The organism is Hoeflea sp. (genome assembly GCF_039975035.1).
Classification (GTDB): domain Bacteria; phylum Pseudomonadota; class Alphaproteobacteria; order Rhizobiales; family Rhizobiaceae; genus Hoeflea.
Map to the genome: position 1 here is coordinate 81,357 of NZ_JBDWHW010000163.1, position 24,537 is coordinate 105,893.

The following is a 24,537-nucleotide window of genomic DNA, read 5'->3' on the forward strand; positions in this document are numbered from 1 at the left end:
AAGATCATGTCGCAACGGTTCATGGACCAGACGGCAATCATCACAGGCGGAATCCGCGGAATAGGCCTTGGCATCGCCAGGCGGCTGGCGAGCGAAGGCGGCCGCATCATTCTCTGGGACATCGATCCCGCGGGCTTCGACGCTGTCTCGGCCGGCTTTGCACCTTTGCTTGTCGACAAGGTTGACATATCCGATCCGCAAGCCATCCAGGCTGCCACCCAAAAAGCGATCGAGAGGGCAGGCCGAATTGACATTCTCGTCAACAATGCCGGTATCAGTGGGCCGGTGTCGAATGTGGAGGATTACGACATCGACATTTGGCAGCGGGTGCTGACTGTGAACCTGACCGGCGTCTTCCTGTGCTGCCGTGCCTTGCTGGCCCATATGAAGACCAATGACTATGGCCGCATCGTCAATGTCGCCTCGATCGCCGGCAAGGAAGGTGTGCCCGGCATTGCCGCCTATTCGGCGGCCAAGCATGGCGTGCTCGGCTTTACCAAATCCTTGGCGAGAGAGCTGGTGGAAGCCGGCATCACCGTTAACTGCATCGCTCCGGTGATGGCCGAGACGGAACTGCTTAAGCAGATGACAGCCGAACACATCGCCGCGAGCAAGGCGAAGATCCCGATGAGACGTCTTGTTTCGGTGGAGGAAGTGGCCGCCATGGCAGCCTTCGCCGCCAGCCGCGATTGCTCTTTCACGACCGGTTTTACTTTCGATGTCTCCGGCGGACGCGCTGATTACTGAGCGCGGGAAAGGCACCAGCATGAACATCGTGCCAGTAGAGCTGGCCCATCTGACCGCACTCGATTGCGCCCCCGTGGCGTTCTGCGCGCTGGCCGCAGCCACAGGTTACCAGAGTGTCTCGCTTAGAATGGCGCCTGTCGCACCCGGCGCGATCCACTATCCGCTGTCGAGCAAAAGCGCGGCGCTCAACGAAACCCGGGCCGCCATCACCGATACCGGGATCCGCATCAGCAGTGTGGAGATAGTCTCGCTGTCGCCCGATCTTGATATATGCGCGGTCGAGCCGTTGCTTGCCGCAGGCGCAGAACTGGGGGCAACGGGCCTGTGTGTCACTGGTGACGACGGACAGACCAGTCGGATCAGCGAGACCTTCGCGCGATTGTGTGAACTGGCACACGGCTACGGCATCAATGTTGATCTGGAGTTCATGCGCTGGCGTCCCGTTGCAACCTTGCAGGACGCCCTAGCGGTGGTGTCGGCAGCAGGTGCGCCCAACGGTTTTGTGCTGATCGATGTGCTGCACCTGATTCGATCCGGCGGCAGCGCCGCCGATATCGCCAGAGCCAATCCGGCTCAACTGCGCTGCGTGCAGCTTTGCGATGCCCATGCCGAAAATCCGGCCGGACTCGACGTGATTGGCGAGGCGCGGGGTGGTCGCTTGCCGATCGGTGACGGACAGCTGCCATTGGCAGAAATCATTGCCACGCTGCCCGAGCGGGTTTCCTGGGCGGCGGAACTTCCAACAAGCGCTGCAACCGGTAGGGCTGCACCACGCGAAGCGCAGCTTTCGCGGTCACGGCAAACGATAGCAGACCTGTTCACAGCGGATCAGCGGTGAAAAAACCGGAGGTTGACTTCATGAAGACATCGATCGCGACCGTTTCCATCAGTGGTGATTTCGAAGACAAGCTCGCCGCCATCGCCGGTGCGGGCTTTGACGCCATCGAAATCTTCGAGAACGATTTCCTCGCATTTGACGGAAGTCCGGCCGAAGTTGGCCGTATGGTGCGTGACCGGGGCCTTGTCGTGAGCCTGTTCCAGCCCTTTCGTGATTTCGAGGGCATGCCGGAGCCGTTTCGTAGCCGCAATTTTGACAGGGCGGAACGCAAGTTCGACCTGATGGGTGAACTCGGCACCGACTTGATGCTGATCTGCTCCAATGTGTCCCAGGTGTCGCTGGGCGGTATCGACCGGGCAGCCGCGGATCTGCGCGAACTCGGCGAGCGTGCGGCGCGGCGCGGTCTGCGCATTGGCTTCGAGGCTCTGGCCTGGGGGCGGCATATCAATGATCATCGCGATGCCTGGGAAATCGTCCGGCGCGCCGACCATCCCAATGTCGGCATCATTCTCGACAGTTTCCACACCCTGGCCCGCAAGATCGACGTCAATTCCATCCGCGCAATTCCCAGCGAGAAGATCTTCATCGTCCAGCTCGCGGATGCGCCGATGATCGACATGGATCTGCTCTACTGGAGCCGCCATTTCCGCAACATGCCTGGGGAGGGCGATCTGCCGGTCACCGATTTCATGCGCGCCGTCGCCGCCACCGGCTATGACAGCTATCTGTCGCTTGAAATCTTCAATGACCAGTTTCGTGGCGGATCGGCCGCCGCGATCTCGGTCGATGGCCATCGCTCCCTGGTCTATCTGATGGACCAGGTGAAGCGGGTCGAACCCGATATCGCGATTGGTGTGCCCGACATGCCGCCACGCGCTGCGGTCGAATCCGTCGCCTTCGTTGAGTTCGCCACGTCGGCGTCGGACCTGCCGGAACTGGAGCCTTTGCTGAGCTCGCTGGGTTTCGAAAAGACAGCCCGCCACAAAACCAAGAGCGTGGTGTTGTATCGCCAAGGCGATATCATTCTTGTGGTCAATACCGAGGATCAGGGCTTTTCCAGTGCTTCCCATCTGGTACATGGCACCAATGCCTATGCCATCGGGCTGAAGGTCAACAACGCAGACGCGGCTCTCAACCGGGCAATTTCACTGGGCGCTGCGCCGTTTGAGGAACCGGTCGGCCCTGGCGAGACCGCGTTGCCCGGCATACGTGGCATCAGCGGCAGCGTAATCTACTTCCTTGATGACAGCGAGACACTGGGACAGATCTGGGAGAGCGAATTCGAACCATTGCCGGTCGACGCTGCAAGCAGATCGACGGGGCTGACGCGTATCGATCACGTGGCGCAAACCGTGAATTTCGATGAACTGCTGACCTGGCTCCTGTTTTACACGTCGATCCTGGATGCGCGCAAAACCCCGATGGTCGACATCATCGATCCCGCCGGCGTGGTGCGCAGCCAGGTCGTGGAGAATGACACCGGGACATTGCGCATCACCCTCAATGGCGCGGAAAACCGCAACACGCTGGCGGGGCATTTCATCGCCGAGAATTTTGGTTCGGCGACGCAACACCTGGCCTTTGCGACCCGCGACATTTTCGCCACTGCCGACGCGCTGACGCACCGAGGCTTTGTACCGCTCACCATCTCGCCCAATTACTACGATGATGTCGAGGCTCGCTTCGGCCTCGACCCGGACCTCACCGAAGCCCTGAAATCGCGCAACATCCTGTATGATTGCGATGATCATGGCGAATATTTCCAGCTCTATTCACCGAGCTACGGAGAGGGGTTCTTCATCGAGATCGTGGAACGTCGTGGCGGATATCGCGGCTATGGTGCGGCCAATGCCATTTTCCGCATCGCGGCTCTGCGCAAGCATCTGCGTCCAGTCGGCATGCCGCGCAAATAGGACGGGCAGGTCTAAATCGGCGGTCCAATCTATGAGCAGAATTCGATTGCCGTTCGGTGCGCCGTGCCTGGCGATCTTTTGTACGTTTCTTGACGTAAGCAAGCGTTGGCTTGTGCCTGCGCACCCTGACTAGGGCCTGTCTCCAGATCCCGGATCTCAATCGATGCCATGCCAACGTTTGCTTGGCCTTGGGGGTACTCAAACGAATCCTGCTCGCGTATATGCCGATACAGTGATTAGTATGTTTGACGTTTCGTCTCCAGGTTCGAACAGATATGACACTGCTGGCAAATGACAAATCAGGGAGAGTGCCATGACGTCATGGAACAAGGCGGTGCCGACGGCCGCCGAGCAGCGGGAACTCAAGAAGGACGCCCTCTTGAGGCAGGCCGCATTTGCATTCCGGACGAATGGCTATCATGGAACCTCGCTGACCGACATTGCCGACGCATTGGGGATCAGCAAGCCGACGCTTTATTATTATGTGAAGAACAAGCAGGACCTGCTTTATCAATGCCATCTGGCCGCATCGGAACAGGCGCTGGATTCTGTCTGTCGTGAGATGTCGTTGAATGCGCTGGAGAGGGTCTGCCGGACGATGTCGGATTATGTCCGCTCGATGATCTCCGAAGAGAGCTACAGTGTCATTATCCTTGAAGAGAAGTCTCTCAAACCCCAGCAACTTGCCTATGTCATCGAATGTCGCGACCGATTTCAGGCCGAGGTTATCGATATGATCGGTCAAGGTGTGAAGGAGGGCACGATTGTGCCTTGTGAACCCAAGTTCGCGGCTTTCTGTGTTTTTGGCACGGCCAACTGGGTGACCAAATGGTACCGGCCCGGCGGATCCTGGCAGGTCGATGAAATCGCCACGGCGATCGGTGATTTTACCCGCAGCGGACTTTCCGCTCAGCCGGTGCCACCCGGTTTGACAGCTTTGTTCGGGCTTGCCAGGTAACCCGAGATCGCCCGCTGACATTGCTTGCAGGTCAATCAGGCGAGGTCTCTCCGGTCTGATGTTTCGGCATTGGCTTTGGCGTTTTGTGTCAACGGTCAGTGACAGACGGGCGTTGGCGCTCGTCCAAAAACTATATAAACTATTGAATAAATTCGATATTCATGCTGCATCGGCATGGAACATGACTTTCAAATTATGTATTCGACTTTGAAGTCGATAAACCTATTCAAGAGTTGACATAAGGTTTGAGATGTATGAATGTACAGATCATGCGTCGGAAGATTGGCGTTGTGACGTGAATTCACGCCATACGAAGAGGAGGGCGAGAGTGGCCACTTCAGGTTTGAGAGAGAGGCCATCGGGCTCCGGCGACAACGGCGGCAAGCCACTGGTCCGCGCCGTCGCGGTCGGCAAGAACTACGGCGGAGTTCAGGCGCTCAAGAGCGTCACGTTTGAGATCCGGCCTGGTGAAATTCTTGGTCTGATCGGACCGAACGGATCGGGCAAGTCGACCTGTGTCAACGTCCTTTCAGGCGCGGTACGCCCGTCTTCGGGCCAGGTTTTGCTCGAAGGCAATGACATTTGCCGGATGTCCGTCGACGCGATCGTGTCTCGCGGCATGGTCCGTACCTACCAGGCGACACAGATTTTTCCGGAATTCTCCGTGCTCGACAATGTGTTGCTCGGCTGCCATTCGCGCCGGACCATTTCCCCCTTGTCTGCGGTGTTGCGCACACCGGCTGCGCGCAGCGAAAACAGCGCCATGATGGCAGATGCGATGGCGGCGCTTGAGGCGGTGCGGCTTGACCAGCGGGCAGGGCAGATTGCCTCGACCCTTTCTGCCGCCGATCAGCGTTTGCTGATGATAGCGGTAATGGTTGCCGCAGCGCCAAAGGTGATCCTGCTCGATGAGCCTGCGGCCGGCATGGTTTCGAGTGAGCGCCAGGCATTGGCTGATGTTATCCGGACCCTGCCGTCCAAGGGCATCAGCGTCATGGTAATCGAGCACCACATGGGGCTGATCATGGATGTGTGCGACCGGATCGTCGTGCTGAATTTCGGTCAGAAAATCGCCGACGGAACCCCGGCCGAAATCCGGAACGATCCCGCTGTGATCGAAGCTTATTTGGGACATCGCGATGCTGACCGTCACTAACCTGCGAATTGCCTATGGCGGCGCTGAAGTCGTTCACGGTGTTTCCCTTGAAGTGGGAGAGGGCGAATGCGTCGCCCTGATCGGGCCGAACGGCGCCGGCAAATCCAGTCTGCTGAAAGCTGTTTGCGGCCTGCTCAAACCCACCGGCGGAAACATAGTTTTCGAAGGTGCGGACATCACCGGCATGGCCGGGCATGAGGTCGCCCGCCGCGGCATCGCCATGTGTCCGGAAGGCAGGCAGATGTTTCCCGAAATGACTGTGATGGAGAATCTTCGCCTCGGCGCATACCGCCGCCGGAATGAGGACATCTCGGCGGAAATCGAAGAGGTGATGACCCTGTTTCCACGTCTGCGCGAACGCGCATCCCAGATGGCGGGAACCCTTTCCGGTGGCGAGCAGGAAATGGTGGCCATCTCCCGGGCGCTGATGGCCAAGCCGCAACTTTGCATCTTTGACGAGCCTTCGCTCGGCATCGCCCCGAAAGTGGTCGATGAAATCGAAGACACGCTTGTGAAAATCAAGGCGCTTGGTGTCACCGTGTTGCTTGTCGAGCAGGCGGTCTCCATGGCGCTTCGCGTCGCCGATCGCGCCTATGTGCTGGAGGCAGGTGAAGTGGTTGCGGCCGGGACGTCCGCGGCGATGTCAAACGACCCCAGAGTTCAACGTGCCTATCTTGGTGCCTGAAGACAAATGGTTCAACTTGAGGAGGAAACCCGAATGAACAGATTATGCATGCTTGCCGTAACGACTGCGTTGGCGCTGCTGCCGCAGATGGCGACCGCGGCGGAGAAAACACTGACGGTTGGCGTCAGTGATGCGTTGTCGGGCGGGGGCGCCGTTTATGGTGAGCCGCAAAGACGCGCGATCAATCTCGCCATCGAGCAGATCAACGCCGGCGGTGGCGTGAATGTGGGTGAGGACACCTATACGCTCGAAACCATCGAGTATGACGACAAGGCTGATCCGACCGAAGCCACCAATGTGGCCCGCAAGCTGATCGACCGCGATGGCGTCAAGTTCCTGATGGGCTATTGCTGCTCCGCATCGACCGGTGCGGTGGCATCGATCATCGGACGCGAGGATGTCATCATGCTCGTGGGCACCGCCGGCGCACGCGCCATCACGGCTGCCGGCAATGACAACGTCTTCCGGACCCGTCCTCCGGGTGACTATTCGGGCGCAGCCGCCGGCCGCTTTATCGCCAGCAAGGGTGTCAAGCGCCTCGGTGTTCTCGCGACCCGCGATGTCGCGCTTTTCACCCAGTATCGCGACGCTCTGATCGAGGCTTTCGAAGCCGAAGGCGGTGAAGTCGTGGCGCTGGAGACCTTCGGCGGACAGGATCGTGACATGACCGCACAGCTGACCAAGCTGCGCGGGCTCGAGCCGGATGGCTATTTCATCTCGGGCTATGTCGAGCAGGTGGCCTTCGCCTACCGCCAGGCTTATGAACTCGGCATCACTGCCCCGCGGTATGGCTTCTCCGGCGGTAGCGCAGAGCAGTTCCTCAGCGTCGCGAGCAGCGAAGCGCTGGAAGGTGTCTGGGATCTGATCGCCATCGAATTCAATGCTGATGCGTTGGGCGACACCGCCAAGGCCTATGCGAAGGCCTATGAAGAGCGCTGGGATGCCTATCCGACCCCGAACAGCGCTTTTGCCTATGACCAGGTCTATGTCCTGCGGGATGCCCTGGAAGCGGCCGGCACGGTCGAACTCGATGACGTTAAGAAAGCACTGCGCAATCTTGCTGTGCCCGAAGAGACCGTTCTCGAATACCTGCCGGTCGACGGCAAGATGTTCGACCCCAAGGGGCAGGCCTACATCTCCAACGGTGCGTTTCAGTTTCACAACGACAAGTGGGACTTCGTGACCAAGCTTCCGTCGGACTCCGCCGCCTACTCGGCCTACTTCCAGACGATCACCAAGTAACAGGTCAGCTTTAGCGTATGCGCTAAATACGGGTGTGCGAACGATTTCGCACACCCCCATTCCGGAGTTCGCAATGTTAGTGGATCTGATCCAGCAGCTTTTCAACGGCTTGGTGATAGGCAGTATCTATACGCTGGTCGCCCTTGGACTCACAATTATCTTCGGCATTCTCGGTATCGCCCATTTCGCCCATGGCAGCGTGGCGATGTTTGGCGGCTACCTCACGTTCTTCTTTATCCAGCAGTTCGGGTTGGGTCTCTTTCCCGCCATGGCTGTGGCCATGGCGGTCGGCGCCCTGCTCGGCGTGGTGCTGGAGCGGGTGGCTTATCATCCGGTGCGCAACGCGCCGCCGATCAATGCCTTCATCATTGCCCTCGGGCTCACGCTGATCATCGAGAAATCCAATCTGCTCATCTTTGGCGTCGACCAGGTGATCATCCCCACCGGATTTGATCGCGTCTTCAACATCGGCGGAGTCACTTTGCCGGAACTGCGCGTTTATATTCTGGGCATTGCGGCGTTTCTTGTGATCGCCATGACGATCCTCATCAACAAGACCTGGATGGGCATGGCGGTGCGCGCGGTCGCCCAGAATCGCCCGGCGGCGGTTTTGATGGGCATCAATGTGAACACGGTTTCGATGTTTGTTTTCGCTCTGAGTTCCGCCCTTGGCGTGGCCGCCGGCGTGCTGGTCGGAGCCCTGTTTGCTGTTGCTCCCGGTGTGAGCGGCGGACTGGTTGTCAAGGGTTTCGCCGTTCTCATTCTCGGCGGTCTTGGCTCCATTCCCGGAGCGATCATCGGCGGCCTGGTGCTTGGCGTGTCGGAAGCTTTCGCATCGGCGTTCATCTCGTCCGCCTACAAGGACGTTATTGCCTTCCTGCTGATGATCGGCGTCCTGCTTATCAAGCCTGAAGGTCTCATGCGACGGAGGTCGAACCGATGATCCGGCTGGTTCTCATTGCAGCGGTCGCGGTTGGTGGAATTGCTTTCCCCTATTTGCTGACATCGAACTATTTCATTCACCTCGCCATTCTTGCGATCATCTGGATGATCGTGGCCCAGGGCGCCAATGTCATTCAGGGCTACACCGGATATGTTTCCATCGCCCAGGCCGGTTTCATGGGCGTCGGCGCCTATTCCTCGGCGTTGCTGAACCTGAACGCCGGGTGGCCGGTGTGGATCTGCATGATCGTCAGCCCGCTGATTACCGCCGTGGCTTCGTTGATTGCCGGCTATCCGTCGCTTCGCGTCAAGGGGCACTATTTCGCCATCGTCACGCTGGCGCTGAACATGGTGATCTTCATCGTGCTGGTCAACTGGATCCCCGTGACCGGCGGCGAAGGCGGCATTGCCGGAATTCCGGCGCCGGAATCGATCCGGATTGCCGGTGTCGAGATTTCGTTCCTGAGCCGGGTGAACTACTATTACCTGGTGCTCGCAGCTCTTGGGCTGGTGATGCTGATGATTGCTGCACTGGTGCGTTCGCGCGTCGGCCTGGTGTTGCAGGCAATTCGCCAGAATGAAACCATGGCCGAAGCGGCCGGCGTCGCCTGCTGGCGTTACAAGCTGTTCTCCTTTGTCTTCAGCGCTTCGCTGGCCGGGTTCGCTGGTTCCCTCTACGCCCATTACATGAGCTTCCTGAGCCCGGCGCCATTTTCGGTGGACCACTCCCTGAACGCCATATTGGCGGTTATTCTCGGAGGCAGCGGAACCCTGGCCGGACCGCTTGTGGGTGCGGGCCTCACCGTGGCGCTTCCCGAAATCCTCCGCGTCGCCGAATCATACCGCTTGATCATCTACGGTGTCGGACTGGTTATAGTGGTCATCTTCCTGCCGCGCGGGCTGGTGCCATGGCTGTCGGATCTCGCACGCCGGGCTGTTCGTTCGCGTGCAGACAAGCCGACGGAGGAACGGTGAATGGTCAGCATCGGCAATTCCGTCCGTCACCACGCCATCCTTCGGCCCGATGCAGTGGCTCTGGTGGAAGACGACAGGCATGTGACCTACGCAATGCTGGATCAACTGGTTTCTGGATGCGCCCTGCGTCTGGTGACCGATGGCGTGAGGGTCGGCGACCGTGTTGCCATTGTCCTGCCAAACAGCATCGAATGGGTGATTGCCTATCAGGGAGCTCTCAGAGCCGGGGCCGTGCCGGTGCCGCTCAATCCGTTGCTCGCGGATGCGGAGATCCACGCCATAGTTCGCGACAGCGAACCGGCGGCCGTGATCAGTTGCGACCGGTGGTCAAGAGCCGATCAGCATCCGGCATGCGGCCTGGTCTATGACATTGCCGCAGCTGGCATGCCGCTGGTTTCAACCACTGCCGCCGCGGTCGAGTGTCCGCCGTGCAGGCCGGACGATACCGCTGTGATCCTGTATTCTTCTGGATCCACAGGACAGCCGAAGGGCGTTGAGCTCACGCACTACAACATGTTCTGGAATGCGCAGGCTTTCGCGCTTGATCTGCTGCGCCTGACGCCGGAAGATCGCGGCTATGGAGTGCTGCCGCTCAGTCATGTGTTTGGCCATACATGCCTGCACACGACATTCCTCCTCGTCGGCGCTTCGATTTCATTGTCGGCGCGGTTTGATCCGGAGGACACGCTCAGGGCGATTGACCGCGACCGGGTGACAGTCTTCATGGGTGTTCCCACGATGTACTGGATGCTCGCCAAGGCGCCCCTTCCTGACGGGCTTGATCTGTCATGTTGGCGCGGATGCGTGTCAGGCGGCCAGGCTCTGCCTGAGGAAGTTCACGCCCGTTTCGAGGAGCGGTTCTCGGTCCCGATCTCGGAAGGCTACGGGATGACCGAGGCCAGCCCTTCCATCTGTGGCGCCCGGCTGTTTGGGGCGATCCGCAAATCCGGATCTTCAGGGCAACCCTATTGGGGTGTCAAGCTTCGGATCGTGGATGAACATGGTTGTGATCTGCCGACCGGCGAGAAGGGCGAGATAGTGGTTTCCTCCCCCGGCCTCGCGAAGGGCTATTTCCGGCGGCCTGATCTGACGGATGCAGCCTTTCGCGACGGCTGGCTGCACACCGGCGACATCGGCATGATGGATGAAGACGGCTTCCTGTTCGTGGTTGATCGCAAGAAAGAGATGATCATCTCGGGCGGATACAATGTCTACCCGCGTGAAATCGAGGAACTGGGGCATCGCATGCCAGGTGTTCTCGAGGTGGCGGCGATCGGCCAACCCCACGAAAAACTCGGCGAGAAAATCGTCGCCTATATCGTTGCCGAACCGGGAATCGAGATCGATGCGGAGAGCTTGATTGCCCAATGGGGCGCCAGCCTTGCCCGATACAAGGTCCCCCGCGAAGTCCGCATTCTCGAAAGTCTTCCACGAAACGCCACCGGCAAGGTCGATCGTATGCGCCTGCGCGCCATGAACTCGGAGTATTAATCCTGCAATGAACAGTAATGAATTCAACAAGCTACTTGCTAGGTTCACCATTGCCGCGGAGAGCGGAGACGGGGATCGGTTCGCGCAGTGCTTCACGCCGGACGGGGTCTATTATGACTACATCTACGGCGTGCATCGCGGTCGGGAAAGTATCGCCCACATGATGCAGAACCTGTTTCATCGCGATGCCGGTGACGACTATCGATGGGAAATGTTTGACGGCGTTATCGACGGCAACATGGGGTACGCCTGGTCGCTGTCGAGCTTTTCCTCCCGCATGGAACGGTTCAAGGGCAACAAGGTCGTGATCGACGGCATGTCGCGCTTCATCCTCCGTGACGGGCTGATCGCCGAATACCGTGAATCCGTCAATGGCGGTGTGGCCATGACCCAGCTCGGTGTCGAAACTGAACGGATGCGGCAGGTATTCGGGCGTTGGGTCGGCTGGCTCCAGGACCGTCCCGCAACCAAGGCCTATCTGGGTCGCGAGCGCGGCCAATGGGCAAATGGTGTCTTGCTGGAAAACATTGAGGATTAAGCCGTGGCATACGAGCACATCAGATATGAAATCGAGGACCGGATCGCCCGGATTATCCTCAACAGGCCCGAGCGGATGAACGCATGGACCGCGACGATGGAGCGCGAAGTCCTGTTGGCCATGCAAGCCGCGGCAATAGATGACGACGTGCGCGTCATCGTGCTGACCGGCGAAGGCCGCGCCTTTTGCGCCGGCGCTGACATTGACGAACTGGCCAGCCTCGATCCGGAGGATATTCGCGCCGAGGAATGGATGCGTCCGTTCGACATGAATCGGCGGCCTGACTGGCAGACCCGCTACTCGTTCTATCCGGCAATTGAAAAACCGGTCATTGCCATGCTCAACGGCGCAACCGCGGGCATCGGCCTGGTGCATGCACTTTACTGCGACATCCGCTTTGCCGCGGACAATGCGGCGTTCTCCACGTCCTTTGCACGTCGCGGACTTATCGCCGAACACGGATTGAGCTGGATGTTGCCGCACATTGTCGGTCACGCCAATGCGCTGGACCTGCTGCTTTCCGCCAGGAAATTCCATGCTCCGGAGGCATTCCGCATGGGGCTCGTCAATCAGATCCACCCCCCCGAACAGCTGGAAGAGGCTACCATGGCCTACGCTCGCAACCTGGCAGACCTGGTTTCGCCGCGTGCCATGGCCGTCATCAAGCGCCAGCTGTATGAGGTGCCGTTCCAGACACTCGCCGAGGCGACAATCTCAGCCAACAAGGAAATGGCGCAAAGCGTCCTGAGTGAGGATTTCAAGGAAGGTGTTGCCCACTTCATAGAAAAACGCGCGCCTCAGTTCACAGGCCGCTGATCAGGATGGATGTCTTGGGATACCCCGAAAGCGGCCTTTTCAGCGCACGCGAGATGGAATTCAGGAAGCAGGTCCGGGATTTCGTGGCGGAGCACCTGCCGCGGCAAACCGCGGCACGCCTGAAGGGCGGACATCACGCCAATCGCGCCGAAATCGAGCAGTGGACCCGGATCCTGCACCAGCGCGGCTGGAGCGCCTATTCCTGGCCAAAGGAATTTGGCGGCCCGGGATTCTCCTCCATCGAGCGCTACATCTTCGAGGATGAATGCGCGGTTGCCGGAGCTCCGGAACTGGTTCCGTTTGGCCTGAAAATGGTTGCACCGGTGCTGATGAAATATGGCGATCAGCAGCAACGTGATCATTTCCTGCCGCGTATTGCCAGGCTCGATGACTTCTGGTGCCAGGGCTACTCAGAACCTGGCTCTGGCTCAGATCTTGCTTCGCTCAAAACCAGGGCAGTGCGCAAGGGCGACCATTATGTCGTCGACGGTCAGAAGATATGGACGACGTCGGCACACGAAGCCGATTGGATCTTTTGTCTGGTGCGCACATCGAACGAAGCCAAACGCCAGAATGGCATCAGCTTTCTGTTGATTGATCTGAGCACCCCGGGCATCGAGATACGCCCGATCATCACACTTGATGGCAAGCATGAAATCAATGAAGTCTGGTTCGAAGGCGTCGAAGTTCCGGTTGAAAACCGGGTTGGCGAGGAAGGCATGGGCTGGACCTATGCCAAGTACCTGCTTGAACATGAACGTCTCAATTTTGGCGGCATGGGGTTTTGCAAGCGGGAACTGATCCGGTTGCGCGAGATGGCGTCGACCAGCCTGCGCCATGGCCGGCCTTTGCTTGAGCATGCCTCCTTCCAGCAGCGGTTGGCGGCCCTGGAGGCCGAACTTGCCGCAATCGATCTGACCAATCTGCGCTTTCTGCGCGAAGTCGAGGCGGGCCGCGAAAACCCGCTTCAGGCTCCGGTGCTGAAAATCATCAGTTCGGAGCTTCAGCAGGCGATTTCGGAGCTCCAGGTCCGTGCCCTCGGCTCGAAGGCTCTGCGCTTCAGTCCGCAGGGCATGGCCCCGAACGCCGGACATTATTTCGCGGCCGAGAATTACTGCAACATGCGCAAGACCACCATTTACGCCGGATCGAATGAAATCCAGCGCAATATCGCGGCGAAAGGCATTTTCGGATGAACAGCATACCTGATCCGATGACGACCGCCTTGCCGCTCCTGTTCGAGCCGGACGACACGCTGGAGATGCTGGCCGACATGCTGTCGCGTGCGCTTGCCGGGCATTCCGGTGGCCATTGGCGCGAAGAGTTGTGGCCGCTGCTTGCAGAATTAGGGTTGTTGGCTGCTGTGATGCCGGAACGGCATGGCGGATATGGCGGCGCGCGCACGGCCGCACTTGTCTGCCGATTGCTGGCAGAGGCAGGCGTGGTCAGTCCTTTCGCTATTTCCTCCGCAGCGATCGCACCGTCTCTTGCGGATCTCGATCAAACCACCGGGCCGGTGACGGCGTTGCTCGAAGCGCTGGTTGAAGGCCGTCAGGTGGCGACGATCGCGCTGCATGAAGCGGATGCGTTGCCGGTTGTGCAGGAATTCCAGACTGTGCTTTCCGGCGCGGGGGAGGGCCAGTGGCGGCTTGACGGGCCCAAGCGGATGATCGCCTTCGCGCAGGAAGCCGACTGGCTTGTGCTGCCGGCCAGAAATGAGGCGGGAGAGCTCGTCATCATCATGCTCGATCAGGCAAGTGTTGCCCCGGCCCTGCGGCCTTGCACCCTGATAGACGCCATGCCGGCCGCGGACGCATCCTTCAGCGGCCTTGTCATTGACGAGAACGCGATAGTGGCCGTGGGTGAGCAGGCCGAGAACCTGCTTCGCCGCATTGTCGACAGGCTCACGGCCGCTCACTGCGCCGAAGCGGTGGGTGCAATGAATTTCATGATCAAGGCCACGGCGGAGTATCTCGGCGTGCGGCGTCAGTTCGGCCAGCCGCTGTCAACCCATCAGGCGCTTCGCCACCGCTATGTCGACATGACAATCGAGCAGGCCAAGGCGGAAACCATGGTGGCGCTGGCGGCTGTGGCCGTTGACCAGAAGAGCCCGGAGCAAACAAACAGGGCTTTGGCCAGGGCGCGTTATGTGATTGTGCGCGCCGCATGGTTTGTCTCGCAGGAAAGCATCCAGATGCATGGCGCCATCGGAATGGCCAACGAGACACCGGTCAGCGGCTATTTCAAGCGATTGCTGGCCCTGTCGCTCTGGCTTGGCGACGAGGACGACGCCCTTGAAGGCCTGATTGCCTGAGCCACAACGCAATCCTGCCAATACCGAGTGAAGGAATGGATGAATGCTGACGAAACCGGATTTCTATATCGACGGCCAATGGTGCGCTCCCGCGAAGGCAGAGCTGTTCGAGGTCATCAATCCCGCCGACGAGCAGCCGTTCGGAGCCATTTCGCTGGGCGCAGGCGAGGATGTCGACAGGGCCGTGGCATCAGCGCGCCGCGCCTTTGAGGACTGGGGCCGTACCGCTCTCGACTACCGGCTGGAACTGGTGCAAAAGCTCCGCGGGATCTACGAGGCGCGCATTGATGAAATGGCGGAGGCCATCTCGAAGGAGATGGGCGCGCCGATTTCGCTGGCCCGGGACGCGCAGGCAATGGCCGGTCTTGGTCACATCAAGACATTCCTGAGGGTGGCCAAGGCGTTCGAATTCGAACACGGTCTTGATGAGCGCAATCCGCAGGAACGCATCATCCATGAACCAATCGGGGTGTGCGGTCTGATTACGCCGTGGAACTGGCCGATGAACCAGGTGGCTCTGAAGGTGATCCCGGCATTGCTCGCCGGTTGCACCATTGTCCTCAAGCCTTCCGAAATTGCTCCGTTCTCGTCAATGCTGCTTGCCGAAATGATTGACGAAGCGGGCTTTCCCGCAGGTGTGTTCAATCTGGTCAATGGGCTTGGTCCGGTTGTCGGAGAGGCAATGTCCCGTCATCCGGATATCGACATGATGTCGTTCACCGGTTCGGCGCGCGCCGGCATCGCGGTGCAGAAAGCCGCTGCCGAAACAGTCAAGCGCGTTTCGCTGGAGCTCGGCGGCAAGTCGCCCAATATCGTGTTTGATGATGAAGCATTGGGCGATGCGGTCAAGCGCGGGGTTCGGGCCTGTTTTCTCAACACCGGCCAGTCCTGCAATGCCCCGACCCGGATGCTTGTCGAACGTCCGGCCTATGACCGGGCGGTTGCCATCGCCGCCGAAGTTGCGGATGCAACCAGGGTCGGCGAGCCTGATCAAGCTGGCCGGCATATCGGACCGCTCGCCTCCGGCGTTCAGTTTGACAAGGTTCAGGATCTGATCGCAACGGCAATCAGGCAGGGCGCTCGTCTCGTGGCTGGTGGGCCAGGACGACCGGAAGGGTTCAATCGCGGTTACTATGTCCGTCCGACGGTGTTTGCCGATGTTGACAACCACATGACGATCGCGCGCGAGGAGGTATTCGGACCTGTACTGGTCATGATTCCGTTTGATGACGAGGAGCAGGCAATAGAAATCGCAAACGACACGCCTTACGGGCTTTCGTCCTATGTGCAGTCGCTGGATCTCGACCGGGCTGAACGCGTCGCCCGCCGGCTCCGGGCAGGCATGGTTCAGCTCAACGGCGCCAACCGGGCCGGGGCCAGCCCGTTCGGCGGATTCAGGCAGTCCGGCAACGGCCGCGAGGGCGGTCATTGGGGTCTGGAGGAATATCTCGAGGTCAAAGCGATCAGCGGCTGGCGCACAGACTGACGCCAGTCTGCCTTTCGCGAGGACGGCGTCTGGCAAGTCCGTAACCGTATTGCTCCGGAAATCGATGCAGTCCTTATGCCGGCCAGGATCGTGCTGCCTCACTTGCAGGCCGGTTGCTTCAAGGGCTTTGATCTGCGACCCGCAGGCTCTGGTATTCCCAGCGCATGTCGCACAAAACCGCTGCACACCTTTGTGCGCCATGCATGGAAGTGACCGTTTCGGCGAAAACGCTATCTCCCAAACCTAGACAATTTCTGCCAAATTCATGACAAGTCATTGCTCGGGCGGACAAAAGGACAGCGCCTCCTCGGGTGAAACGGGATGCCCGAGGTAGTAGCCCTGGGCAAAATCACACCCCAGCTTGTGCAGCAACTCATACTGGTCTTGTGTCTCGATGCCCTCTGCAACCACCTGCATGCCCAGATTGTGGGCCAGATTGATGATCGCCCGGATGATGATCGAGTCTTCGGCGCTGGACTGGATTTCCCGCACAAAGGATTGATCGATCTTCAGGCGACTGACCGGGAAACGCTTGAGGTGAGACAGCGATGCATGGCCGGTGCCGAAATCATCAAGCGCAATCAGCGCGCCGAGGTGATGGAGCGCTTCCAGCGTTCGCGCGATCTGGTTGCCGGTCCGGTCCAGAAGCACGTTTTCGGTCACCTCAATTTCGATGTCACTCGCCTGCAGCCCGTATTTGCTCAACAGCGAGCGAAAAGAGTCGACGAAATCGAGTTGTTTGAGTTGCGAAGCCGCGACATTGACGGCAATCCGGCCGATCCGGTGCCCCTTCTGGCGTATGTCGCGCGCCATCGACATTGCCTGTTCGAGGATCGCGTAACCCAATGGAATGATCATTCCGGTCTCTTCGGCGACTGGAATGAACTCCGCAGGCGAAACCTGCCGGCCTTTGTGTTTCCAGCGCGCCAGCACCTCAAACCCGACATGGTGTCCGGTTTCAAAGCAGACCTGGGGCTGGGCGGCAATCCTGATCTGCCCCGCCGACAACGCCTCCCGTAACGCGTGTGCAACTGCTTGCCGCCGCTCCACCCGCTCTTTCAATTTGCGATCGAAATAGACCCAGGTGCCGCGCCCCTGCTCCTTGGCCTGGTACAGCGCGATATCCGCGTTCTTGAACAGATCCTTCGGGGTTTTTCCATCCGCGGGGAACAGCGTTACCCCCAGACTGCAGCTCGGGATGACCGACCGGTGCCCAAGGGCGACGGGGTTGCCTAGGCGCGAGGTGATTGTCTTCAGCAGCTTCTCAAGATCGTCAACGCACTTCATATTGGGCAAAAGCACCGCGAACTCGTCACCACCGATGCGGGCCACGGTATCGGATTTGCGCAAGACACCCGAGAGGCGGTTTGCGATTTCGATCAACAATTGATCACCCGCATCATGGCCCAGAGTATCGTTGACGTCCTTGAAATGATCCAGATCTATCAGCAGCAAAGCGCCGCTGACGCCGGCTGCCTTGCGACCCTGCAGGGCCTTGGTAAGGCGATTGATCAGCACGGAACGGTTGGAGAGACCTGTCAGAGGATCCCTCTCGGCCTGTGTCTTGATGGTCTTTTCCGCCTGCTTGATGTCGGTGATATCGGTACATATACCGACCGTGCATCCGGCTTTGGAGCGCCGCTCCTGAACCTGTATCCAGCGCTCGTCGCACAATTGTTGAATGATTGGACGACCGGGACTGGTATGGCGCTTGAGGCGGCTTTCAATATAGGCTTCGCGGGCCTGGGGATCGTCGGGAAGATCCAGATACTGGCCATTCTCGATGGCAACCCTGAGCAATTGTTCGAACGAAACCCCCGGTTTGAGGTGGCTGGCCTTTCCCGGGTGCATGTCCTTGTAAGCGCTGTTGACGTGGACCAGTTTGTCTTCACCGTCAAACGCAATCACGCCATCGGGGATGGTTTCCAGCAGCCGCATCAGGAATTCCTCGGCGTTCTTGCGTTTGCTGACCTCTTCCTGCAACGCCAATTCGATCAATTTGCGCTCGGTAATGTCATAACGGATGGAAACATATCCGTTGATGACACCCCTGTGGTTCCTTCGCGGAACGATTGTTGTGTCAATCCAGTACAGATCGCCACTTTTGTTCCGGTTGCATATTTCATCATGCCAGGGCTGCCCTTGTGAAATGGTCTCCCACATGTTGTGGAAGAATTCGCGGCTGTGAACGCCCGAATTCAACATGCTTATTTTTTTTCCGATCAGTTCGTCTTGCTGGTAACCGGTGATTTTGCAGAATTTTTCATTGGCATATGTGATCCGGCCGGACGTGTTGGTCAGCGATACGATCGTGTTCTGGTCAAGCGCTTCCTTGTAGGCCAGCAATTCATTGCGTGACGCGTGAAAATCCGTTGCGCGAACAAGGAGTTGGTTTTTTGGCCAGCTATCTGTCGAGGTGTTGGGTCTGCTTAAATCGGTTACTTCAAGGAACATGGGTACAACTCCGAAAGGCAATTGAAGTGGCTTGTTTCATATGTTTTTCGACAGAATATATTTGCTCGGGTCGCATATGCCCTTATTCGTTCTATTTATGTACGGTATCGTAATTATAAAATATTTAACAATGTTTTACCAAATACCTTTTTAACGCCGTCATTTGGGTATATTGCACTGCACTCTGATTCCGCGATGATAGGGTGGCTGGATTGCACAACAGTCTGACTGGTGATTTTGATATCCAGAACCAGATTTTTTTGGATATTCGCCCGGACGCTCTCGCGTTTCTTGAAGCGCGGGCCGTCGTAAAGCGGTTAAATCAGGATCAGGTACTTTTTGAGGAAGGGGACGTGGTCAGTCATGCCATATTTCCCCATGAGGGCGTCGTCAGCCTGATGGCCAGGATGGACGATGGACGCAGCGTTGCCAAGGTATCCGTGGGCAAGGAAGGGTTTGTCGGTATAGTCTTCCTTTACGGGGGCGGCGAGACTGTCAGCCAACCGGTGGTCAAGGTAGCTGGCTACGCATCCTGGATTTCGATCGAAGCGCTCGATGCCGCGATAAAGAAATATCCGTGTGTCCGGGATGCGATGATGCGCTACGCCAGATCCCTGACCGTGCAGTTGATGGAATCCGTGGCCTGCAACAGTTTGCACAAGGCTGAACAACGGGTCGCCCGTTGGCTGCTGGAGGCCCATGACAGGGTAAATACAGACAGGTTCCAGATAACCCAGCAAGCGGTGTCGGAGGTGCTGGGTCTCAGGCGTGCGACGGTGAGCGCGGCCTGCAATGCATTGATGAACCAGGGTGCCCTGAGGTATTCCCGCGGTACGGTCACGATAATCGAGCGACGGTTGCTGGAAGACAGCGCCTGCGAATGTTATGACCGGATTCGGCGCGCATACGGGCAAGCGCCCGCGAACACAATTTTGTAGCGTCAGGCAGGTCGATCCTGTGCGTTAACGCTCTGATGCCACGGGCATGCGTCAAAACTCCCATCGATAATTCGAAAATTTGAGACCGTCCGGGCGCCTGTGCAAACTGAGCGTGGGTGGCATTTGCCTTTAAGCGATCATTAACTCTGTAAAAGTACGGTTACGTACTTAAGCATGAGGCCTATGGGTAAAGCAGAGCTGCCCATTGACGCGCTTATCCTAATGCAAATGTCGGATTTTGCTGACGGCTGGAGGAGCTGTCGTCTAGGGAGGAACAAATGGATAAATTTCATTTGAAGGTGCCGTAACGGCCTCAAGCGCCGGAACAGCCAATATCCTGTTGGCCGTCTGGGCGGGGTTGCCACTGTCGATGCCTGACACGTTGTCAGCATCCTGATGTGACCCCGTGTGCGCATGATTTTCGGTCAACCTATTGAAACAGTACAAGATTTCGAAATCCATGAACTATGGAAGGATTTTCCTATGCCTAATCCCAGCATTTCCGCCTCCCCCGCCGGTGTGAGCCCGCCCGCCCGAGCGACGAACCGCCGCAAATCGATCAGCATCCGCTCGACCTTGATCGCCATCGTTTCGGTTCTCGTCGCTGGCCTGGTGGTTCTTGCCGTCATCAACATGCTGTCGGCCTGGGACCGGATGCAGAGCGCGCAAGCCATGCGCAGCAACAACGAGACCGGTGACCTCTTCCTTTCGAGCGCGGGCTCGCTGGCGCTCGAAAGGGGGATCACCAACACGGCCTTCTCCAGTGCAACAAAGGCGCCAACCGAACTGGTTGCGCGCATCGCCGAACTCCGCCAACGCGGCGATCGTGCTTTGGACGCCGCTCTGGAGCATGTAGCCAATTCGCCCCCGTTCAAAGACAAGCAGGCCCTGCTCTCGTCGCTGTCCAGAGACCGGGAGCATTTGCAAATGATCCGCGGCAAGGCAGACCAGCAATTGTCTGTCGATGCAGCCGGCCGCGACAAGGAAGTGATCGCACAGTGGGTCCCCAGCATTACGACCGTGATCATGTCGTCGCAGAATTTGAGGAAGGCGGCGCAGACAATTCCGGCAAGTGCGCTTGCGCGCTCCCAGATGCTGCTCGATCTGCGGGAGGCCATGTGGGTGATCACCGAATATGCAGGACGGGAGCGCGCGCTCATCGGCGGCGCCATCGCCCAAGGTTCCCAACTTGATCCGCAACAGATGGCATTGCTTGCCGAATATCGCGGCCGGCTTGAACAAGCCTGGGCTTCGGTGGATATCTATTCCAGCCGTGACTTCGCCAACTCCTCTGTCATTGCAGCAATCCAAATCGCGCGGCAGACGTTTTTCACGTCCTATGAGGAAACTCGCAAATCTGTTTACACGGCCAGCGCCGAAGCGCGCGACTATCCGCTGACCGGAGAGCAGTGGGTCAGCACCGCAACCGCGGCGATTGACAGTCTGCTTGCGCTTTCGGACACGATCGGACAGTCGGCCGGCAGCTACACCCATCAGGTGGAAAGCAGCGGGCGTCTTGATGTGATAATCAGTTCTGTCGGTCTGCTTCTTGCTGTTTCGATCGGTGCATTTGCATTCTGGATCGTGGTCATGCGGATTACACGGCCGATTCAGTCGCTGACCGGAACCATGTCACGGCTCGCCGATGGCGATCTCGATGTTGTCATTCCTTCCATTGAGCGCGGCGACGAGATCGGGCAGATGGCTCGCACGGTGGAAGTGTTCCGCGAGGCAGGTCTCAACAACCGCCGTCTGGAAGAAGAGGCGGCGGAAGGCCGTGAGCTGAGCGAACGTGAAAGACGGGAGCGGGAGGCGCTGAAAATTGCCGAAGCCGAGCAGCTCAAGTCCGCAACGGATACACTTGGTACCGCCCTCGGCCATCTCGCCGAAGGAGATGTGGGCCACCGCATCAACGTTCCGTTCGTGGAATCGCTCGATCAGATCCGTCTCGACTTCAACCAGTCCGCCGAACGGCTGGAACAGGCCCTGCGTTCGGTCGGAGACAATGCCGCGGCAATTCATTCCGGGTCGGAACAGATCCGTGTTGCGGCTGACGATCTGGCCAAGCGGACGGAAATGCAGGCCGCTTCGGTTGAGGAGACTGCAGCTGCGATCGAGCAGATCACAATTGCCGTGCGTGATACCAGCGCGAGGGCCGGCGAGGCGGGTGATCTGGTTGCCCGCACCCGTCAGCAGGCGGAGCATTCGGGTGCTGTCGTCGAACAGACGGTCGCGGCGATGGCGGCAATCGAGACCTCTTCGCACGAAATCAGCAACATCATCGGAGTGATTGACAGCATTGCCTTCCAGACCAATCTTCTGGCCTTGAATGCAGGCGTTGAAGCGGCGCGTGCCGGTGACGCCGGCAAGGGCTTCGCCGTGGTTGCCCAGGAAGTGCGTGAACTGGCTCAACGTTCGGCAAATGCAGCTCAGGACATCAAATCCCTGATCATGAGTTCGTCTGAACAGGTCACTTCCGGAGTTTCGCTTGTCGGAGAAACCGGTGATGCACTCAGGCAGATTGTCGCCGAGGTGCAGGAGATCAACCAGCACGTCGTCGCAATCGTCGAGGCCTCCAAGGAGCAGTCCGTCGGCCTCGGAGAAATCAACAAGGCTGTCAATCAGATGGATCAGAGTGCCCAGGAAAATGCGGCGATGGTGGAGCAGACTTCCGCCGCCAGCCACAGTCTTGCGTCGGAGGCTTCGGCTCTAAACGAACTGCTCGCCCGGTTCAAATTCAGCGGGCAGCAGCAGCAGCAGCAGCGGCCGCGGCAGCCTGCGGCAAACTCGCAATCTCCCACACGGACGTTGATCAGGAAAGTTGCCAACGCCGTCGGACGAAAATCTGGAGCGAGCACCGCGGCGGCTGCCGAGAACTGGGAAGAGTTCTGATGCCGCAGGCCGTCTGAGGCTCTGCCGCCAATGTGAGCGGCGGCGGATCAGGCATCTGCCTTGAATGAAGCCGGGTCTCGTTGCAGTCGGATGGACATGCGACGAGACCCGGTCCCCAAGGTGGATGATGCCAACCTTTCGCTAAAAATAGAAAGCTGGGTATCCCGTCGAAAGTCCCCTGGGCCCGGCTCGGAAAGCTCCGCGCTCCGTGCCGGTACTGTGCTGCCGGATATCTGGCTCAAGGACGCCAGACGGGATCGAACATGCTCCAATCCGGTTTGACCCTTGCGGTCTGCAAAGCCCCTCGTCTAGAACAGGTCAACCCGCCGCCGTGGCGCGCGACAGGGTGTTGAGTAAACAGCGGGCGTGGCATGAACGAACCGGGCGATATTCAGGCCTTCATTATCCACTTGACCCGCGCCCAGGCGCGGCGGCCGCAGGTCGAGCGCATACGCGCCGCCTGCCCTCTGCCGGTGCAGGTGATCGAGGCGGTCGATGGCGGTGCGCTGTCCGCCGGCGAGGTAGAGGCTGCCTGTTCCCGCCAAAGCCTGCATGCACCGCGCTATCCATTTCCTCTCAGCCCTGGCGAGATCGGCTGTTTTCTCAGCCATCGCAAGGCCTGGCGGATGATTGTCGACATGGGCCTGAAGGCCGGCCTGATACTCGAGGACGATGTCGAAATCGATGGCGAGGTCTTCGCCAACGCGCTGGAGCTGGCAAACGAGGTCATTGACCGGGCCGGTTACATCCAGTTTCAGGTTAGGCCGGTAAAGGACAAGACGCGGATTCTGGCAAAAAACGACAAATCCAGCATCGTGCAACCGCGGGTCGGAATGCTGCGCACGTCGGGACAACTCGTCAGTGCGGCCCATGCCCGGCATCTTCTGCAACTCACCGAGCGCTTTGACCGGCCGGTCGATACGCTGTTGCAGATGAGTTGGGTTACCGGCGTCGCCCTGAGTTGTGCGGTGCCGTCGGGCCTGAGCGACCGGACACAGCAGGCCGGCGGCAGCACGATTTCGGTTCCCAAAAACAAGACGCTGGGGAAAACTCTCTTGCGAGAGATCAGACGGTTCGTCTATCGCAGCCGCGTCCGCACCTGTTCCAATCGGCATTTTACACCAATCGGAGTTGAACAATGACCGTACTTGTTACCGGCGGAGCCGGCTACATCGGCAGCCATATGGTGCTCAAGCTGCTCGAGCACAACGAGGAGGTCGTGGTCATCGACAATCTGTCGACCGGCAATGAATGGGCGGTTTCCCCGCAGGCGACATTCTACAAGGCTGATATTGCCGACCCGGAAGCGCTCGACACCATTTTTTCAAACCACAAGATCGATGCCATCATTCACTTCGCCGGCTTGATCATTGTCTCGGAATCGGTGGAAGTGCCGCTCGATTACTATTCCGAGAACACCTGCAAATCGAGATTCCTGATCCAGCACGCGCTTGATGCGAAAGTGGAGAATTTCATCTTCTCCTCCTCGGCCGCGGTTTACGGCGCGCCGGGTCTCGAGCCGGTGAGCGAAGCAGCACCGTTTGTGCCTGAATCGCCCTATGGGACCTCGAAACTGATGACCGAACTGATGTTGCGCGACGTGGCGGCGGTCAATCCCGGTTTTCGCTACGCCGCATTGCGCTATTTCAATGTCGCCGGCGCCGATCCGCAGATGCGGGCAGGTCAGTCCTCCCGGCTTTCGACCCACCTCATCAAGATCGCCGCCGAAGCCGCGACCGGAAAGCGCGACGGACTCCAGATTTTCGGCGACGATTTCCAGACCCCGGACGGCACCTGCGTGCGTGACTATATCCACGTTACCGATCTTGCCGGTGCGCATTATTGCGCGCTGACCTATCTCAGGAACGGCGGGGCGTCGATTGCGGCCAATTGCGGCTATGGCAGCGGCTATTCCGTCCGCCAGGTGGTCGATGCCGTCAAGGCGGTCTCCGGCGTGGACTTCAAGGTCACACAGGCTCCGCGCCGGGCCGGCGACGCCGCCATGATCGTGGCCGATTCCACCCTTGCGCGCGATGCGCTCGGATGGTCGCCGGAATTCGAGGATCTGGAAACAGTCATCCGCCATGCGCTGCAATGGGAACGCAATCTGGGCAACCGGACGGGCGGAAATCCGGCCGGCTGAGTGACGCCG

At 58.9% G+C, this 24,537-nt stretch carries 20 protein-coding genes; 19 read left to right on the forward strand and 1 reads right to left on the reverse strand.

The window, feature by feature from the left end; translation table 11 throughout:
* Positions 1-6 precede the first annotated feature (6 nt).
* The 15 genes from ABJN75_RS14710 to ABJN75_RS14780 all read left to right on the forward strand — a co-directional run bounded on the left by ABJN75_RS14710 (position 7) and on the right by ABJN75_RS14780 (position 16,101).
* Positions 7-747 carry an SDR family NAD(P)-dependent oxidoreductase gene (locus tag ABJN75_RS14710; protein ID WP_348440325.1) on the forward strand — a complete coding sequence of 247 codons (741 nt, stop codon included), beginning with the start codon at positions 7-9 and terminating at the stop codon, positions 745-747.
* A 19-nt stretch (positions 748-766) separates the two neighbouring features.
* Entirely contained in the window at positions 767-1,585 is an 819-nt protein-coding gene (locus ABJN75_RS14715; protein WP_348440326.1) for a sugar phosphate isomerase/epimerase, read from the forward strand.
* A 20-nt stretch (positions 1,586-1,605) separates the two neighbouring features.
* Entirely contained in the window at positions 1,606-3,498 is a 1,893-nt protein-coding gene (locus ABJN75_RS14720) for a TIM barrel protein (protein ID WP_348440327.1), read from the forward strand.
* A 313-nt stretch (positions 3,499-3,811) separates the two neighbouring features.
* Positions 3,812-4,456 (forward strand): TetR/AcrR family transcriptional regulator, encoded by a 645-nt coding sequence (locus tag ABJN75_RS14725; protein ID WP_348440328.1) that lies wholly within the window; start codon positions 3,812-3,814, stop codon positions 4,454-4,456.
* 328 nt (positions 4,457-4,784) lie between these two features.
* Positions 4,785-5,612, forward strand: a complete 828-nt coding sequence (locus tag ABJN75_RS14730; RefSeq protein ID WP_348440329.1) for an ABC transporter ATP-binding protein — start codon at positions 4,785-4,787, stop codon at positions 5,610-5,612.
* Positions 5,596-6,297, forward strand: coding sequence for an ABC transporter ATP-binding protein (locus ABJN75_RS14735; protein WP_348440330.1), 702 nt, complete (start codon positions 5,596-5,598; stop codon positions 6,295-6,297). Before ABJN75_RS14730 ends, ABJN75_RS14735 begins: the two co-directional genes overlap by 17 nt.
* 33 nt (positions 6,298-6,330) lie before the next feature.
* Complete coding sequence (locus ABJN75_RS14740; protein ID WP_348440331.1) at positions 6,331-7,539, forward strand: ABC transporter substrate-binding protein; 1,209 nt, start codon at positions 6,331-6,333, stop codon at positions 7,537-7,539.
* A gap of 73 nt (positions 7,540-7,612) precedes the next feature.
* Positions 7,613-8,482 carry a branched-chain amino acid ABC transporter permease gene (locus tag ABJN75_RS14745; protein ID WP_348440332.1) on the forward strand — a complete coding sequence of 290 codons (870 nt, stop codon included), beginning with the start codon at positions 7,613-7,615 and terminating at the stop codon, positions 8,480-8,482.
* Positions 8,479-9,456 (forward strand): branched-chain amino acid ABC transporter permease, encoded by a 978-nt coding sequence (locus ABJN75_RS14750; protein WP_348440333.1) that lies wholly within the window; start codon positions 8,479-8,481, stop codon positions 9,454-9,456. Before ABJN75_RS14745 ends, ABJN75_RS14750 begins: the two co-directional genes overlap by 4 nt.
* On the forward strand, positions 9,457-10,947 hold the full coding sequence (locus tag ABJN75_RS14755; protein WP_348440334.1) for an AMP-binding protein: 1,491 nt from the start codon (positions 9,457-9,459) through the stop codon (positions 10,945-10,947).
* Between the two features lie 7 nt (positions 10,948-10,954).
* Complete coding sequence (locus ABJN75_RS14760) at positions 10,955-11,485, forward strand: nuclear transport factor 2 family protein (protein ID WP_348440335.1); 531 nt, start codon at positions 10,955-10,957, stop codon at positions 11,483-11,485.
* 3 nt (positions 11,486-11,488) lie between these two features.
* Positions 11,489-12,301, forward strand: coding sequence for an enoyl-CoA hydratase (locus ABJN75_RS14765; RefSeq protein WP_348440336.1), 813 nt, complete (start codon positions 11,489-11,491; stop codon positions 12,299-12,301).
* A gap of 14 nt (positions 12,302-12,315) precedes the next feature.
* Positions 12,316-13,497 (forward strand): acyl-CoA dehydrogenase family protein, encoded by a 1,182-nt coding sequence (locus ABJN75_RS14770; RefSeq protein WP_348440337.1) that lies wholly within the window; start codon positions 12,316-12,318, stop codon positions 13,495-13,497.
* Positions 13,494-14,615 carry an acyl-CoA dehydrogenase gene (locus tag ABJN75_RS14775; RefSeq protein ID WP_348440338.1) on the forward strand — a complete coding sequence of 374 codons (1,122 nt, stop codon included), beginning with the start codon at positions 13,494-13,496 and terminating at the stop codon, positions 14,613-14,615. Before ABJN75_RS14770 ends, ABJN75_RS14775 begins: the two co-directional genes overlap by 4 nt.
* Positions 14,616-14,658: 43 nt before the next feature.
* A complete protein-coding gene (locus tag ABJN75_RS14780) occupies positions 14,659-16,101 on the forward strand; it encodes an aldehyde dehydrogenase family protein (protein ID WP_348440339.1) in 1,443 nt (480 codons plus the stop codon).
* 273 nt (positions 16,102-16,374) lie between these two features.
* Here the strand turns inward: ABJN75_RS14780 and ABJN75_RS14785 are convergent, their stop codons facing one another.
* Positions 16,375-18,555, reverse strand: a complete 2,181-nt coding sequence (locus ABJN75_RS14785; protein WP_348440340.1) for an EAL domain-containing protein — start codon at positions 18,553-18,555, stop codon at positions 16,375-16,377.
* A 212-nt stretch (positions 18,556-18,767) separates the two neighbouring features.
* Here ABJN75_RS14785 and ABJN75_RS14790 point away from each other — a divergent pair, with 212 nt between their 5' ends.
* From ABJN75_RS14790 to galE, 4 genes are all read left to right on the forward strand, one after another.
* Positions 18,768-19,493: a Crp/Fnr family transcriptional regulator gene (locus ABJN75_RS14790; RefSeq protein WP_348440341.1), complete on the forward strand. Its 726-nt coding sequence runs from the start codon at positions 18,768-18,770 to the stop codon at positions 19,491-19,493.
* Positions 19,494-19,976: 483 nt separating this feature from the next.
* Positions 19,977-22,385 (forward strand): methyl-accepting chemotaxis protein, encoded by a 2,409-nt coding sequence (locus tag ABJN75_RS14795; RefSeq protein ID WP_348440342.1) that lies wholly within the window; start codon positions 19,977-19,979, stop codon positions 22,383-22,385.
* Between the two features lie 371 nt (positions 22,386-22,756).
* Positions 22,757-23,527: a glycosyltransferase family 25 protein gene (locus tag ABJN75_RS14800; RefSeq protein WP_348440343.1), complete on the forward strand. Its 771-nt coding sequence runs from the start codon at positions 22,757-22,759 to the stop codon at positions 23,525-23,527.
* A complete protein-coding gene (galE, locus tag ABJN75_RS14805) occupies positions 23,524-24,528 on the forward strand; it encodes a UDP-glucose 4-epimerase GalE (protein WP_348440344.1) in 1,005 nt (334 codons plus the stop codon). Before ABJN75_RS14800 ends, galE begins: the two co-directional genes overlap by 4 nt.
* Positions 24,529-24,537: the final 9 nt, after the last annotated feature.

Excerpts from the sequence above, each read along its gene's own strand:
- ABJN75_RS14710 (WP_348440325.1), top strand. The coding sequence starts at position 7 with ATGTCGCAACGGTTCATGGACCAGACGGCAATCATCACAGGCGGAATC.
- ABJN75_RS14715 (WP_348440326.1), top strand. The coding sequence starts at position 767 with ATGAACATCGTGCCAGTAGAGCTGGCCCATCTGACCGCACTCGATTGC.
- ABJN75_RS14720 (WP_348440327.1), top strand. The coding sequence starts at position 1,606 with ATGAAGACATCGATCGCGACCGTTTCCATCAGTGGTGATTTCGAAGAC.
- ABJN75_RS14725 (WP_348440328.1), top strand. The coding sequence starts at position 3,812 with ATGACGTCATGGAACAAGGCGGTGCCGACGGCCGCCGAGCAGCGGGAA.
- ABJN75_RS14735 (WP_348440330.1), top strand. The coding sequence starts at position 5,596 with ATGCTGACCGTCACTAACCTGCGAATTGCCTATGGCGGCGCTGAAGTC.
- ABJN75_RS14740 (WP_348440331.1), top strand. The coding sequence starts at position 6,331 with ATGAACAGATTATGCATGCTTGCCGTAACGACTGCGTTGGCGCTGCTG.
- ABJN75_RS14745 (WP_348440332.1), top strand. The coding sequence starts at position 7,613 with ATGTTAGTGGATCTGATCCAGCAGCTTTTCAACGGCTTGGTGATAGGC.
- ABJN75_RS14750 (WP_348440333.1), top strand. The coding sequence starts at position 8,479 with ATGATCCGGCTGGTTCTCATTGCAGCGGTCGCGGTTGGTGGAATTGCT.
- ABJN75_RS14755 (WP_348440334.1), top strand. The coding sequence starts at position 9,457 with ATGGTCAGCATCGGCAATTCCGTCCGTCACCACGCCATCCTTCGGCCC.
- ABJN75_RS14760 (WP_348440335.1), top strand. The coding sequence starts at position 10,955 with ATGAACAGTAATGAATTCAACAAGCTACTTGCTAGGTTCACCATTGCC.
- ABJN75_RS14775 (WP_348440338.1), top strand. The coding sequence starts at position 13,494 with ATGAACAGCATACCTGATCCGATGACGACCGCCTTGCCGCTCCTGTTC.
- ABJN75_RS14780 (WP_348440339.1), top strand. The coding sequence starts at position 14,659 with ATGCTGACGAAACCGGATTTCTATATCGACGGCCAATGGTGCGCTCCC.
- ABJN75_RS14785 (WP_348440340.1), bottom strand. The coding sequence starts at position 18,555 with ATGTTCCTTGAAGTAACCGATTTAAGCAGACCCAACACCTCGACAGAT.
- ABJN75_RS14795 (WP_348440342.1), top strand. The coding sequence starts at position 19,977 with ATGCCTAATCCCAGCATTTCCGCCTCCCCCGCCGGTGTGAGCCCGCCC.
- ABJN75_RS14800 (WP_348440343.1), top strand. The coding sequence starts at position 22,757 with ATGAACGAACCGGGCGATATTCAGGCCTTCATTATCCACTTGACCCGC.
- galE (WP_348440344.1), top strand. The coding sequence starts at position 23,524 with ATGACCGTACTTGTTACCGGCGGAGCCGGCTACATCGGCAGCCATATG.